This window comes from Bradyrhizobium sp. CIR18 (genome assembly GCF_014198295.1).
Taxonomy (GTDB): domain Bacteria; phylum Pseudomonadota; class Alphaproteobacteria; order Rhizobiales; family Xanthobacteraceae; genus Bradyrhizobium.
The window spans coordinates 153,191-165,639 of sequence record NZ_JACIHF010000007.1 but is presented as its reverse complement, the minus strand read 5'-3'; the positions used below and the strand labels follow the sequence as shown (position 1 = coordinate 165,639).

General features: G+C 65.5%; 13 protein-coding genes. 9 read left to right on the top strand and 4 right to left on the bottom strand.

The annotated features are described in order from the left end of the window. Positions 1–10 precede the first annotated feature (10 nt). The 4 genes from GGD65_RS22815 (at position 11) to GGD65_RS22800 (ending at position 3,170) form a co-directional block, all read left to right on the top strand. A complete protein-coding gene (locus tag GGD65_RS22815; protein WP_018316267.1) occupies positions 11–760 on the top strand; it encodes an electron transfer flavoprotein subunit beta/FixA family protein in 750 nt (249 codons plus the stop codon). Further along, positions 760–1,704: an electron transfer flavoprotein subunit alpha/FixB family protein gene (locus GGD65_RS22810; protein ID WP_018316266.1), complete on the top strand. Its 945-nt coding sequence runs from the start codon at positions 760–762 to the stop codon at positions 1,702–1,704. The genes GGD65_RS22815 and GGD65_RS22810 overlap by 1 nt, the downstream gene beginning before the upstream one ends. Positions 1,705–1,914: 210 nt before the next feature. Next, positions 1,915–2,796, top strand: coding sequence for a 3-hydroxybutyryl-CoA dehydrogenase (locus tag GGD65_RS22805; protein WP_026201637.1), 882 nt, complete (start codon positions 1,915–1,917; stop codon positions 2,794–2,796). 179 nt (positions 2,797–2,975) lie between these two features. Beyond that, positions 2,976–3,170, top strand: coding sequence for a hypothetical protein (locus tag GGD65_RS22800; RefSeq protein WP_018316264.1), 195 nt, complete (start codon positions 2,976–2,978; stop codon positions 3,168–3,170). Positions 3,171–3,175: 5 nt separating this feature from the next. Here GGD65_RS22800 and tlpA read toward each other — a convergent pair whose 3' ends face one another. Continuing rightward, on the bottom strand, positions 3,176–3,841 hold the full coding sequence (gene tlpA / locus GGD65_RS22795; RefSeq protein WP_018316263.1) for a thiol:disulfide interchange protein TlpA: 666 nt from the start codon (positions 3,839–3,841) through the stop codon (positions 3,176–3,178). Between the two features lie 101 nt (positions 3,842–3,942). On the opposite strand from tlpA, the gene argH reads away from it, so the two are divergent. From argH to lysA, 3 genes are all read left to right on the top strand, one after another. Then, positions 3,943–5,340, top strand: coding sequence for an argininosuccinate lyase (gene argH, locus GGD65_RS22790; protein WP_183236678.1), 1,398 nt, complete (start codon positions 3,943–3,945; stop codon positions 5,338–5,340). Between the two features lie 95 nt (positions 5,341–5,435). After that, on the top strand, positions 5,436–5,729 hold the full coding sequence (gene lptM, locus GGD65_RS22785) for an LPS translocon maturation chaperone LptM (protein ID WP_026201636.1): 294 nt from the start codon (positions 5,436–5,438) through the stop codon (positions 5,727–5,729). A 23-nt stretch (positions 5,730–5,752) separates the two neighbouring features. Beyond that, a complete protein-coding gene (lysA, locus tag GGD65_RS22780; protein ID WP_183236677.1) occupies positions 5,753–7,018 on the top strand; it encodes a diaminopimelate decarboxylase in 1,266 nt (421 codons plus the stop codon). Between the two features lie 103 nt (positions 7,019–7,121). Here lysA and GGD65_RS22775 read toward each other — a convergent pair whose 3' ends face one another. Both GGD65_RS22775 and GGD65_RS22770 read right to left on the bottom strand, forming a co-directional pair. Further along, the gene (locus GGD65_RS22775; RefSeq protein WP_183236676.1) at positions 7,122–8,012 is read right to left on the bottom strand and encodes an NAD(P)-dependent oxidoreductase; all 891 of its coding nucleotides are present in this window, start codon (positions 8,010–8,012) and stop codon (positions 7,122–7,124) included. A 233-nt stretch (positions 8,013–8,245) separates the two neighbouring features. Next, positions 8,246–8,629 (bottom strand): carboxymuconolactone decarboxylase family protein, encoded by a 384-nt coding sequence (locus GGD65_RS22770; protein ID WP_018316258.1) that lies wholly within the window; start codon positions 8,627–8,629, stop codon positions 8,246–8,248. 165 nt (positions 8,630–8,794) lie between these two features. On the opposite strand from GGD65_RS22770, the gene GGD65_RS22765 reads away from it, so the two are divergent. Both GGD65_RS22765 and GGD65_RS22760 read left to right on the top strand, forming a co-directional pair. Next, the gene (locus tag GGD65_RS22765; RefSeq protein WP_183236675.1) at positions 8,795–10,744 is read left to right on the top strand and encodes a TIGR02302 family protein; all 1,950 of its coding nucleotides are present in this window, start codon (positions 8,795–8,797) and stop codon (positions 10,742–10,744) included. Continuing rightward, positions 10,732–11,877 (top strand): DUF4175 family protein, encoded by a 1,146-nt coding sequence (locus GGD65_RS22760; protein ID WP_183236674.1) that lies wholly within the window; start codon positions 10,732–10,734, stop codon positions 11,875–11,877. Before GGD65_RS22765 ends, GGD65_RS22760 begins: the two co-directional genes overlap by 13 nt. Positions 11,878–12,069: 192 nt before the next feature. Here GGD65_RS22760 and GGD65_RS22755 read toward each other — a convergent pair whose 3' ends face one another. Further along, entirely contained in the window at positions 12,070–12,444 is a 375-nt protein-coding gene (locus GGD65_RS22755) for a response regulator (protein ID WP_018316255.1), read from the bottom strand. Positions 12,445–12,449: the final 5 nt, after the last annotated feature.

The following is a 12,449-nucleotide window of genomic DNA, read 5'->3' as shown; positions in this document are numbered from 1 at the left end:
AAGAGGATCGATGAAGGTCTTAGTGCCGGTAAAGCGGGTGGTCGATTACAACGTCAAGGTCCGCGTCAAGGGCGATGGATCGGGCGTTGAACTCGCCAACGTCAAGATGTCGATGAACCCGTTCGACGAAATCGCGGTTGAGGAAGCACTGCGCCTGAAGGAAGCCGGCAAGGCGACCGAAGTCGTGGTGGTTTCCATTGGACCTGCGCAGGCGTCGGAGACGATCCGCACGGGTCTTGCCATGGGCGCCGATCGCGGCATCCTGGTGAAGGCCGAGGGCACGGTCGAACCGCTCGCGGTCGCCAAGATCCTGAAGAAGGTTGCGGAAGAAGAGCAGCCCGGCCTGATCATTCTCGGCAAGCAGGCGATCGACGACGACAGCAACCAGACCGGCCAGATGCTGGCTGCGTTGCTCGGCTGGTCGCAGGCGACGTTCGCTTCGAAGCTCGAGGTCGAAGGTTCTGACTTCAAGGTCACCCGCGAAGTCGATGGCGGTCTCCAGACCGTGAAGCTGAAGGGACCGACGATCGTCACCACCGATCTGCGTCTCAACGAGCCGCGCTATGCCTCGCTGCCGAACATCATGAAGGCCAAGAAGAAGCCGATCGCGGACAAGACCGTCGCCGATTACGGCGTCGACGTCGCTCCGCGTCTCGAGGTCGTCAAGACGACGGAGCCGGCCGGCCGCAAGGCGGGCGTCAAGGTCAAGGACGTCGCCGAGCTGGTGTCGAAACTCAAGAACGAAGCCGGGGTGCTCTGATGACGACGCTGCTGATTGCCGAACACGACAATGCGTCGCTCAAGGATGCGACCAACAAGGCCCTGACCGCGGCCGCCGCGCTCGGCGCGGACGTCGAAGTCCTCGTTGCCGGCCAGAACGCCAAGGCCGCGGCGGATGCCGCTGCCAAGCTTGCCGGCGTCAAGAAGGTGCTGCTCGCCGATGGCGAGCTCTACGCGCACGATCTCGCCGAGCCGCTGGCCGCGCTGATCGTCTCGCTGGCCTCCGGCTACGATGCGATCGTCGCGCCCGCGACCTCGCGCTTCAAGAACGTGATGCCGCGCGTCGCCGCCCTGCTCGACGTCATGCAGGTCTCGGAGATCATCAAGGTGGTCGCCCCCGACACCTATGAGCGTCCGATCTATGCCGGTAACGCCATCCAGACGGTGAAGTCCAAGGACGCCAAGAAGGTCATCACGGTGCGGACCTCGACCTTCGCCGCAGCCGGCGAGGGCGGCAGCGCGGCGGTCGAGACCGTCGCGGCGGCGGCCGATCCGGCCCTGTCGTCCTTCATCGGCGAGGAGGTCGCCAAGAGCGACCGTCCCGAGCTGACCTCGGCCAAGATCATCGTCTCCGGTGGCCGCGCCATGCAGAGCCGCGAGAATTTTGCCAAGTACATCGAGCCGCTCGCTGACAAGCTTGGGGCCGGTGTCGGTGCCTCGCGCGCGGCGGTGGACGCCGGCTACGCCCCGAACGACTGGCAGGTCGGCCAGACCGGCAAGGTGGTGGCGCCCGAGCTCTATGTCGCCGTCGGCATTTCCGGCGCCATCCAGCATCTGGCCGGCATGAAGGACTCCAAGGTGATCGTCGCGATCAACAAGGACGAGGACGCGCCGATCTTCCAGGTTGCCGATTACGGCCTGGTCGCCGATCTCTACCAGGCGGTTCCGGAGCTGACGGCCGAACTCGGCAAGCTCGGCAAGTAAAAGACGCCAAAAACACCGGCCGGAGGCATAAACTCCGGCCGGTGTTTCATTTCTGAAGCGTTTTCTTTGGCGTGGGGCACGCCTTCGAAGCGATCCAATCTAGGTTTCGAGCCCGGGTTCTGATTAAATCAAGCTTCTGATCAAATCAGACCTCCCGGCTCGGGGGATAGGCAGGCGCGCTCGTCGCGCGCCGTTCCGGTGGATGACAAGATGGCGGCAGTGATCAAGAAGGTCGGCGTGATCGGCGCGGGTCAGATGGGCAATGGCATCGCGCATGTTGCGGCGCTGGCCGGTTTCGACGTGGTGCTCAACGACGTTTCGGTTGATCGCCTCAAGTCGGGCATGGCCACCATCAACGGTAATCTGGCGCGCCAGGTCTCCAAGAAGGCCGTCTCCGAGGACGACAAGGCCAAGGCGATGGCGCGCATCACGTCCGCCGAGAAGCTGGACGACCTCGCCGATTGCGACCTCGTGATAGAGACCGCGGTCGAGAAGGAAGAGGTCAAGCGCAAGATCTTCCACGAGCTCTGCGCCGTGTTGAAGCCCGAGGCGATCGTCGCCTCCGATACGTCCTCGATCTCGATCACCCGGCTTGCCGCCGCCACCGACCGGCCCGAGCGCTTCATCGGCATTCACTTCATGAATCCGGTGCCGCTGATGGAGCTGGTGGAGTTGATCCGCGGCATCGCCACCGACGACCAGACCTTCGAGGCGTCCAAGGAATTCGTCGCCAAGCTCGGCAAGCAGGTCGCGGTGTCCGAGGATTTCCCGGCCTTCATCGTCAACCGCATCCTGCTGCCGATGATCAACGAGGCGATCTACACGCTGTATGAAGGCGTCGGAAATGTCGAGGCGATCGACGCGGCCATGAAGCTTGGCGCGCACCATCCGATGGGCCCGCTGGAGCTCGCCGATTTCATCGGCCTCGATACCTGCCTCTCGATCATGCAGGTGCTGCATGAGGGGCTGGCCGATTCCAAGTACCGCCCGTGCCCGCTGCTGGTGAAATACGTCGAGGCCGGCTGGCTCGGCCGCAAGACCCAGCGCGGCTTCTACGACTACCGCGGCGCCAAGCCGGTTCCGACGCGCTAAGCCGGCGGTGCCGTAGGGTGGGCAAAGCGAAGCGTGCCCACGCATTTTTCGCGACCATGGTGAGGGGGTGGGCACGGCGGCAAGTGCGCCTTTGCCCACCCTACGGCACCTATCCTGTGTCGATTCATGTCGCGTTAACCCCTCGCGCCTAGGCTGCAGCCGGTAAGAGGGTTCGCGTAATGGACATGATGGCAATGGTCAGCACCATGCTGGCCGCTCAGCAAGGCGCGCTGCAGTCGAATATTGCGGCGACGCTGACCAAGCAGAACGCGGATATGGAGAAATCCACCGTCCTGACGCTGCTCGGTGCGGGTCAGCCCTCGCTGGCCAATGTCGGTGCCGGCGTCGGCGGCAACCTCAACATCACCGCCTGAAAATCCTAGAGCGCTGCGGCGGCCTTGCCGGTCGCCGCCCGGATCAACTTGAGCGCGTCCTCGCTCGCCCATTCCGCCGGCCCCGCGATCGTCGCAATCTCGCAGCCTTGCGGATCGACCAGCACCGAGGTGGGCATGCCCAGCGCCCGGCCTATCGCCTTAAGATCCTGAAAAACCTTGGCTTTCTGATCGCTGAAATAGCTGAGCCGGGCCAGATTGGCCTCTTTCAGGAAGGTCTTCGGCTTCTCGGGGTCGCGAGTGTCGATATTGATCGCCACCACCTCGAAATTCGGGCCCGACAGCTTGCCCTGGAGCTCGTCCAGCGCCGGCATTTCCTTCCGGCATGGCACGCACCAGGTGGCCCAGAGGTTCACCAGCAGCGTCTTGCCGCGGAAATCGGACAGCTTTTTCGGCTTGCCGTCGGCATCCTCGAAGGCGAGGTCGGGCAGCTTCAGCGGCGCGCTCGCCATGGTCAGCGCCGCCACCTCGCCATGGGCCAGCGGGGCGATCTTTTGCGCCGTAGCCACCGCCGCTCGGCAGGCCGGATCGCCTGATGGGGCCCGGCTCAGGCCCAGTCCGTACAGCGCAGCGAAGCCGGCCAGCCCTACGACCGCCACGGTGGCGATGACGAGGGGGACCCGGCGCGTGGCGGAGGGCGTCTTGTCGAGCATATCGTTTGTCATCCGGTCGCAGATATGGCTATCAGGGGCCTCTTAATACGGCTGGCGGCGGCCAGCAAACGTGCGGCAAATCAAGGCGTGAGCAGGGGATCATGAGCAACAAGATGTGGGGCGGCCGGTTCTCGGAACGTCCCGACGAGATCATGCAAGAGATCAACGTCTCCATCGACGTCGATCGTCACCTCTTCGCCCAGGACATTGCCGCGTCCAAGGCCCACGCTGCGATGCTTGCCGCGAAGGGCATCATCACGGGTTCTGATGCGAAAAATATCGGCAAGGGTCTAGACACGATTTTGTCAGAGATCGGCAAGGGCGGCTTCGAGTTCAAGCGCGCGCTCGAGGACATTCACATGAATGTCGAGAGCCGCTTGTCCGAGTTGATCGGCCCCGCCGCCGGCCGCCTGCACACCGCGCGCTCGCGCAACGACCAGGTCGCGACCGATTTCCGTCTCTACGTCCGTGACATCATCGACGAAACCGACGCGGCGCTCGCCGCGTTCCAGGCCGCGCTGGTCAATCGCGCGCTGGAGCATGCCGCAACCGTGATGCCCGGCTTCACCCATCTGCAGACCGCGCAGCCCGTGACCTTCGGCCATCATCTGCTCGCCTATGTCGAGATGGCCGCGCGCGATCGCGGCCGCTTCCAGGATGCGCGCAAGCGGCTGAATGAATCCCCGCTCGGCGCCGCCGCGCTGGCCGGCACCTCGTTCCCGATCGACCGCCACGCCACCGCGAAGGCGCTTCTCTTCGACCGTCCCATGGCGAACTCGCTCGATGCCGTCTCCGACCGCGACTTCGTGCTGGAGGCATTGTCGGCGGCCTCGATCTGCGCCGTGCACATGTCGCGCTTTGCCGAGGAGATCGTGATCTGGACCTCGCCGCTGGTCGGCATGATCCGGCTCAGCGACAAGTTCACCACCGGCTCCTCCATCATGCCGCAGAAGCGCAATCCGGATGCCGCCGAACTGGTGCGCGCCAAGACCGGCCGCGTCATCGGCGCGCTCAACGGCCTGTTGATCGTGATGAAGGGCCTGCCGCTCGCCTATCAAAAGGACATGCAGGAGGACAAGCAGGGCGCCATGGAGGGCTTTGCCGCGCTGTCGCTGGCGATCCGCGCCATGACCGGCATGGTTCGCGATCTCGTGCCTGACGAAGCCAAGATGAAGCTTGCTGCAGGCGAGGGCTATTCCACCGCGACCGATCTCGCCGACTGGCTGGTGCGGACGCTGAAAATGCCGTTCCGCGACGCCCATCACGTCACCGGCCGTATCGTCGCCAAGGCCGCCGAGGGTGGCGTCGCCCTGCACGAGCTGCCGCTCAAGGAGATGCAGGCGATCGAGCCCAAGATCACCAAGGACGTGCTCGGCGTGCTCTCGGTCGAATCGTCGGTGAAGAGCCGCACCAGCTTCGGCGGCACCGCGCCGAAGAACGTGACGTCGCAGGCCAAGGCCTGGGCGAAGCGGCTGGAAAAAGAGCGAAAATTGGGCTGAGGGGCAAAATTTCGCTTATGTTTCATGGTCATCCGGCTCTCGCCAGAGCGCGCCAATCTCTGTATGGTGCGCCCCGCGTAGTGGGGAATTTCGTCGTGACGTCAAAGTTTCGCCCGGCCGGCTCGGGGTGGGCCATCATTGTCTTGAGCCTGACGGCGCTCGCGCTTGCCGGCTGCGGCCGCAAGGGTCCGCTGGATTTGCCGCCGACCGCCTCCAACGCGCCAACGGGCAACGTCGCAGCTCCGACCGACACCGAGACCGCAGCCCAGAAGACGCCGAGCCTCTTCGACCCAACCTCCGGTGCGGATGCCGCACCCGCGGCGGCCAAGGGTAGGAAAAAACCGTTTATTCTCGACCCGCTGTTGGACGAACCTCCCGGCAAGAAATAAGCCGGGACAACCGAGCCTGCGTCATGAACCATTTCGACTATCGCAACGGCGTGCTGCACGCCGAGGCGGTGAACCTGTCCGAGCTGGCCGCAACCGTCGGCACGCCGTTCTATTGCTATTCGACCGCGACGCTGGAGCGGCACTATCGCGTCTTCACCGATGCCTTCGCCGGCGAGAAGGTGCTGGTCTGCTACGCCATGAAGGCGAACTCGAACCAGTCGGTGCTGCGCACGCTCGCCAAGCTCGGCGCCGGCGCCGACGTGGTCTCCGGCGGTGAGTTGAAGCGCGCGCTCGCCGCCGGCATTCCGCCAAGCAAGATCCTGTTCTCCGGTGTCGGCAAGACCGAACAGGAGCTGCGCGCCGCGCTCGCCGCCGACATCCTCTGTCTCAACGTCGAATCTGAGCCCGAGCTCGAGCTGCTGTCGCGCCTGGCGACCGAGACGGGCAAGACCGCGCGCGTCTCGCTGCGCGTCAATCCCGATGTCGACGCCGGCACCCACGCCAAGATCTCCACCGGCAAGTCCGAGAACAAGTTCGGTATCCCGATCGTGCATGCCCGCGAGGTCTATGCCCGCGCCGCGAAACTCCCGGGCATCGAGGTGACGGGCACCGACGTGCACATCGGCAGCCAGATCACCGACCTCTCCGGCATGGAGACCGCGTTCCGCATCCTCTCCGAATTCGTGCAGACGCTGCGCGCCGACGGCCACAACATCTCCCATGTCGATTTCGGCGGCGGCCTCGGCATTCCCTATTACATGGACCGCGAGGCGCCGCCGGCGCCGGCGGCCTATGCCGCCATGGTCAAGCGCGTCAGCCACAATCTCGGCTGCACGCTGATGTTCGAGCCGGGCCGCATGATCGTCGGCAATGCCGGCATCCTGGTCGCCAAGGTGATCTATGTGAAGCATGGCGACGGCAAGAATTTCGTCATCATCGACGCCGCCATGAACGACCTGATTCGCCCGACGCTGTACGAGGCGCATCACGACATCCTGCCGGTGACGCAGCCCACCAAGGGCGCCGCCACCATCATGGCCGACGTCGTCGGCCCGGTCTGCGAGACCGGCGACTATCTCGCGCTCGACCGCACGCTGCCGACGCCCGCGCCCGGCGATCTCATCGCCATCATGACCGCCGGCGCCTATGGCGCGGTGCAAGCCGGCACCTACAACACCCGCCCGCTTGTGCCGGAGGTGCTGGTGAAGGACGATCAGTACGCCGTGGTCCGCCCGCGCATCGAGGTCGAGCAGCTGATCGCGATGGACACGCCGGCGCCGTGGCTGTGAGACAGTGATCGTAGCTCGGATGGAGCGCAGCGAAATCCGGGTTCTCGCCGAGCCGTAACAACCCCGGATTACGCTGCGCTCCATCCGGGCTACGGGTTTGGCGTTATTTTTTTTCGCCCACCACCACCCCCGCCCTCTTCTCGATCGGCTTGATCGCCGCGGTGAAATCGGACTCGGCGCCTTCCGCGCTGATCACGGTCTCCCACAACCGCCCGACCGCGTCCGCGACCTCCATCGACAGGCCGAGCTGCTTCATCTCCTCCAGCGCCAGCCGGACGTCCTTCACCATCAATCCCGTGGCGAAACCGAAGTCGAAACTGCGCGGCAGCACAGCGCGCGGAAACTTGTCGCGGCTCGCCGTGTTCATGCCGGAGCCGGCGTTGATGACGTCGATCATCACGGCGGGATCGAGCCCGGCCTTCACGCCCATCACCACGGCTTCCGACGTCGCCACGATCGCGGTGGCCGACAGGAAATTGTTGGCGAGCTTCATGGTCTGCGCCGCGCCGGGCTTCTCGCCGATGAAGAACACCTTTCCGATCACGTCGAGCGCGGGCTTGAGCAGCTCGAATTCCGCTCTCGGCCCTGACACCATCACCGCTAGCGTGCCCTTCTCGGCGCCGCCGACGCCGCCGGAGACGGGGCAGTCGATCTGGACGATGTTGCGCTTGGCGAGCAGGTCGTGAATCTTCACGGCCATCGCCGAGCCGACGGTGGAGAGGTCGATGAAGCGTTTTGCCCGGCGGCCCTCGATCACGCCGTTCGCTCCCGTTGCAACCTCGAGCGAGGCTTGCAGCGAGGGCAGGCTCGCCATCACGGTCTCGACCTGATCGGCGACGTCCTTCGGCGATGTCGCTGGCTTAGCGCCGAGTGCTACGAGCTTGCCCGTCACCTCCTTGCGCGTGTCGAACACGACGAGCCTGTGTCCCGCCTCGATCAGCCGCCGCGCCATCGGGAAACCCATGTTTCCGAGCCCGATGAATCCGATGTCCATGGTGTTTCCTTGTGGTTGTCATTCGTTGGTGGTTGAACGTGAAGCGGCGATCATTCTCCGCTCGTCGTCCCGGGGCATCGCGAAGCGATGAGCCCGGGGCCCATAACCCCAGGGAGGAGTCGTTGCGCGGAAGCGGTCACTCCGAGTCCCGCTAACCACCGCTGCCTGTGATTATGGGTCCCGGGTTCGCGCTACGCGCGCCCCGGGACGACAGCGGAGATTTTGACGACATCTCACGCCTTGCCATCGATCTCCGCAAACACCTCGCGCGCGATGCGGAAACTGTCGACTGCCGCGGGCATGCCGCCATAGATCGCGACCTGCATCAGGATCTCGCGGATCTCCTCGCGGCTGACGCCATTGGTCAGCGCGCCCTTCAGATGCGCGCGAAACTCGTGCTGGCGGTTGAGGATCGCGATCATGGCGATGTTGAGCATGCTGCGGGTCTTGCGCGGCAGCTCCTCGCGGCCCCACACCGTGCCCCAGCAATATTCGTTCAGCATCTCCTGGAACGGGCGGTTGAAGTCGTCGACATTCTTCAGCGCGTTGTTGACATAGGCCTCGCCCAGCACCGCTTTGCGGACTTCCAGGCCCTTGTCGTGCATCTTCTTGTCCATGGCGTTTCCTCTTGTCTCCCTCGGGGCGGCGCGGAAATTACGGGGTTGCAGCGGGCCAGTCACGTCCTCGTGTTATGCGGGAAAAGGGGTGTCTCCCGTACCGGAACGGATGCCTCAGTGCTGCCGTTGTGATAGGCTTCTCTACCGGGCAACCTGGAGAGTTGATTGAACGGCGTCACCCCCGACCCGTCAGACCCGATCCGCAACGGCGATGCTCTGTCGCGGCTGAAGCTGGCGCAGGCCCTCGATCGGGCCATTTATGCCATCGCGTGGGAGCGTGCCTGGCCGAATTTGGCGCGGCTGCTGACCGTCGTCGGCCTGTTCCTGGTGGTGTCCTGGGCCGGCCTCTGGTTGGCGCTCCCGTTCGTTGCCCGTGCCATCGGTCTCGTTGTTTTCGCCGGCATCGCAATTGCCGTCCTGTTTCCCTTGATTCGCTTCCGCTGGCCGAGCCGCGCGGAGGCGCTCAGCCGGCTCGATCGTGGCTCCGGCATCCGTCACCGCCCGGCCACGACGCTGACGGACACGCTGTCCTCGCAGGACCCGGTCGCACAGGCGCTGTGGCAGGCGCAGCGCGAGCGTACGCTGGCCTCGCTCAAGCGCATCCGCGCCGGGCTGCCGCATCCGCGGCTCGCGCTGCATGATCCCTGGGCGCTGCGCGCGCTGGTCATGGTGATGCTGGTCGCGACCTTCTTCGCCGCCGGCGACGAGCGCGCGATGCGGCTCGGGGCCGCCTTCGACTGGAACGGCGTGCTGGCGCCGGCCAATGTTCGCGTCGATGCCTGGGTCACTCCGCCGCTCTATACCGGCAAGCCGCCGGTCATCCTGTCGGCCGCCAACAAGGAGGCCGCGGCGCTGCCGGCCGCCGGCCCGCTTGCCGTTCCCGTCGGCTCGACCCTGATCGTACGCTCCTCCGGCGGCAGCCTGGATGTCGTTGTCTCCGGCGGCCTCAAGGAGGTTGCTCCCGCGGAAGCCGCGCCCAAGGGCACCAACGAGAAGCATTTCACCATCACGGCAGATGGCACCGCGCATGTCCGCGCGCCCTCCGGCCAGCCGCAATGGGCGTTTGCGGCAACGCCGGACCGTGCACCGACGATCGCGCTCGCCAAGGATCCCGAGCGCCAGGCGCGCGGCGGGCTCCAGCTCTCCTACAAGATCGAGGACGATTACGGCGTGACCGGCGCGGATGCCCACATTGCCCTGCGCCCCGCCGACGCCAAGGATGGTAGCAAGAATGGCAGCAAGGATTCCGACGGCAAGGCCGCGGCGCGGCCGCTGTTCCAGCCGCCGCAATTCCCGCTCGTGCTGCCGAACGCGCGCACCCGCAACGGCGTCGGCCAGACCGTGAAGGATCTCAGCGAGGACCCCTATGCCGGCGCCGACGTCACGCTGACGCTCACCGCCAAGGACGAGGCCGGCAACGAGGCCAGGAGCGAACCCTTCAACATGCGCCTGCCCGAGCGTCTGTTCACCAACTCGCTCGCACGCGCGCTGATCGAGCAGCGCCGTATCCTCGCGCTCGACGCCAACAGGAATTCGGACGTCTACACCGCGCTCGACGCGCTGATGATCGCACCCGAATTGTTCACGCCGGATGCTGGCTGCTATCTCGGCCTCCGCAGCCTCGCGAGCCAGCTCGAGGCTGCCCGCACCGACGATGCGCTGCGCAACGTGGTGGCGAGCATGTGGGCCTTCGCGACGACCATAGAGGACGACGGCGTCGCCGGCAGCGTCAACGCCGCGCTGCGCTCGGCGCAGGATGCGCTCAAGGCGGCGCTGGACCGCGGCGCGAGCGAGGACGAACTCAGGGTGCTGACGCAGAAGCTGCGTGAGGCCATGGCCGGCAAGGTGCGCGATCTCGCCCGCCGCGCCGAGCAGAATCCGCTCGGCGCCCGGCAGCCGTTCCCGGCGGAGGTCCAGCTCATCCTCGACAAGGCCGTCGAGCTGCGACAAAAGACCCAGCACGCGACGCCCGAGCAGCTCGCCGAGCTGGCGCAGCAGCAGGACGTCTTGCGCGAGCAGCTTCAGGCCTATCGCAAGTCGGCGAACAACCGTGCCAACAAGGCGGGGGACGACAGGACCAACCAGTTTACGCGGGACCGGAAATGCGGAAGCTAGCACCCGTGCCAGTCTTGAAGGCGATATCGATCGCCTGCCTCGCCTTGCTGTTGGGCGGCGTCTCGCCGGCCGCCGCACAGCTGGATCAGGATCCCGATGCGCTGCTCGACAGCGCGGAAAAGGCGATGCAGGAATCCGGCGACAGCCTCAGGCAGAAGGAATCCGGGAAGAGCCTGAGCAACCAGTCCGACGCCATTCAGAAGCTCGAGGAATACAAGCGCGCCACGGAAAGAAGCCAGTCTTCCAATCGCGATCGTTCCGTCATCACGCAGCGCGATCTGGACGACCTCCTGCGGCAGATCGAGAAGGCGGCGCGCGAGGGCAATAAAGAGGCGGCCCAGCGCATGCTCGAGCAGCTCGCGCAGATCATGGAAAATCTACAGATGGCGCAGCCCGGGCAATCCGGCGAGAGCGACATGGAGCAGGCGCTGAACGAGCTCAGCGACATGATCCGCAAGCAGCAGCAGTTGCGCGACAAGACTTTCAAGCAGGGCCAGGATTCCCGGCGTGACCGCTCGCGCGGCAAGCAGCAGGGCGACCAGTCGATGTCGGACCTGCAGCAGGATCAGCAGTCGCTGCGCGATCGCCTGAAGAAGCTGCAGGACGAGCTCGCCAAGCGCGGCCTCGCACAGAAGGGACAAAAGGGTCAAAAAGGGCAGCAGGGTCAGAAAGGCCAGCAGGGCGACCCGGGCCAGAGCGGCGATCAGGACGGCGATCAGGGTGATGACGACGGCAGCCTCGACGCCGCCGACGGTGCCATGGGTGATGCCGGCTCGAAGCTCGGTGAAGGCAATGCCGACGGTGCCGTGGATTCGCAGGGCAAGGCTCTCGACGCGATGCGCAAGGGCGCGCAGAAGATGGCCGAGGCGATGCAGCAGGGCGATGGCGACGGGCAGGGCGATGGTCCCGGCAATCGGGCCGGCCGTCAGCAGAGCGGCGGCAACCAGACCGATCCGCTCGGGCGCCCGCTTCATGGCCGCGATCTCAGCGACGACTACACCGTCAAGATCCCGGGCGAGATCGACGCCCAGCGCGTCCGCCGCATCCTCGAAGAGCTCCGCCGCCGCCTCGGCGACAGCTCGCGTCCGCAGATCGAGCTCGACTACATCGAGCGGCTGCTGAAGGATTTTTGAGGCGGCCCAGTACGTGCCCTATCTATCACCGTCACCCTGAGGTGCTCGCCTCTTCGGCGAGCCTCGAAGGGCGACGGCCCGGCTGGATCGGTTACATCGGGGCCGTACATCCTTCGAGGCTCCCCATGCAGCGCGTTGCGCCGCACGGCTCGCGCCTCAGGATGACGGATCAGCTGTGACTGTGTTGAGGTGTCAGGTTTTCTTCGCCGCCAGCGCATCCGCCACGGCGGTGCGGATGTCGGCGACCGAGAACGGTTTTGTCACGACGTCGTGCACCAGCGCATTGAGGTTCGAGGCGCGCTCGCGCTGGTCGGCAAAGCCGGTCATCAGCAAGATGGTCAGGTCGGGAAAATCGCGCGCGGCGGAGAGCGCCAGCGCGATGCCGTCCATCACGGGCATCTGGATGTCGGTGAGCAGCAGGTCGAAGGCGCCGTCCTCGCGGGTCAGGATCTCCAGCGCCTCGGCGCCGTCCTGCGCGGTGACCGTTTCGTGCCCGTCCATGGCGATGGCGCGCGCCACCAGCGTGCGCATCGAATCTTCGTCGTCGGCGATCAAGATCTTCGGCATGGGAC

What these genes read in the sequence shown, in the direction of transcription:
- GGD65_RS22815 (WP_018316267.1), top strand. Translation starts at nt 11, where the DNA reads ATGAAGGTCTTAGTGCCGGTAAAGCGGGTGGTCGATTACAACGTCAAG.
- GGD65_RS22810 (WP_018316266.1), top strand. Translation starts at nt 760, where the DNA reads ATGACGACGCTGCTGATTGCCGAACACGACAATGCGTCGCTCAAGGAT.
- GGD65_RS22805 (WP_026201637.1), top strand. Translation starts at nt 1,915, where the DNA reads ATGGCGGCAGTGATCAAGAAGGTCGGCGTGATCGGCGCGGGTCAGATG.
- GGD65_RS22800 (WP_018316264.1), top strand. Translation starts at nt 2,976, where the DNA reads ATGGACATGATGGCAATGGTCAGCACCATGCTGGCCGCTCAGCAAGGC.
- tlpA (WP_018316263.1), bottom strand. Translation starts at nt 3,841, where the DNA reads ATGCTCGACAAGACGCCCTCCGCCACGCGCCGGGTCCCCCTCGTCATC.
- argH (WP_183236678.1), top strand. Translation starts at nt 3,943, where the DNA reads ATGAGCAACAAGATGTGGGGCGGCCGGTTCTCGGAACGTCCCGACGAG.
- lysA (WP_183236677.1), top strand. Translation starts at nt 5,753, where the DNA reads ATGAACCATTTCGACTATCGCAACGGCGTGCTGCACGCCGAGGCGGTG.
- GGD65_RS22775 (WP_183236676.1), bottom strand. Translation starts at nt 8,012, where the DNA reads ATGGACATCGGATTCATCGGGCTCGGAAACATGGGTTTCCCGATGGCG.
- GGD65_RS22770 (WP_018316258.1), bottom strand. Translation starts at nt 8,629, where the DNA reads ATGGACAAGAAGATGCACGACAAGGGCCTGGAAGTCCGCAAAGCGGTG.
- GGD65_RS22760 (WP_183236674.1), top strand. Translation starts at nt 10,732, where the DNA reads ATGCGGAAGCTAGCACCCGTGCCAGTCTTGAAGGCGATATCGATCGCC.
- GGD65_RS22755 (WP_018316255.1), bottom strand. Translation starts at nt 12,444, where the DNA reads ATGCCGAAGATCTTGATCGCCGACGACGAAGATTCGATGCGCACGCTG.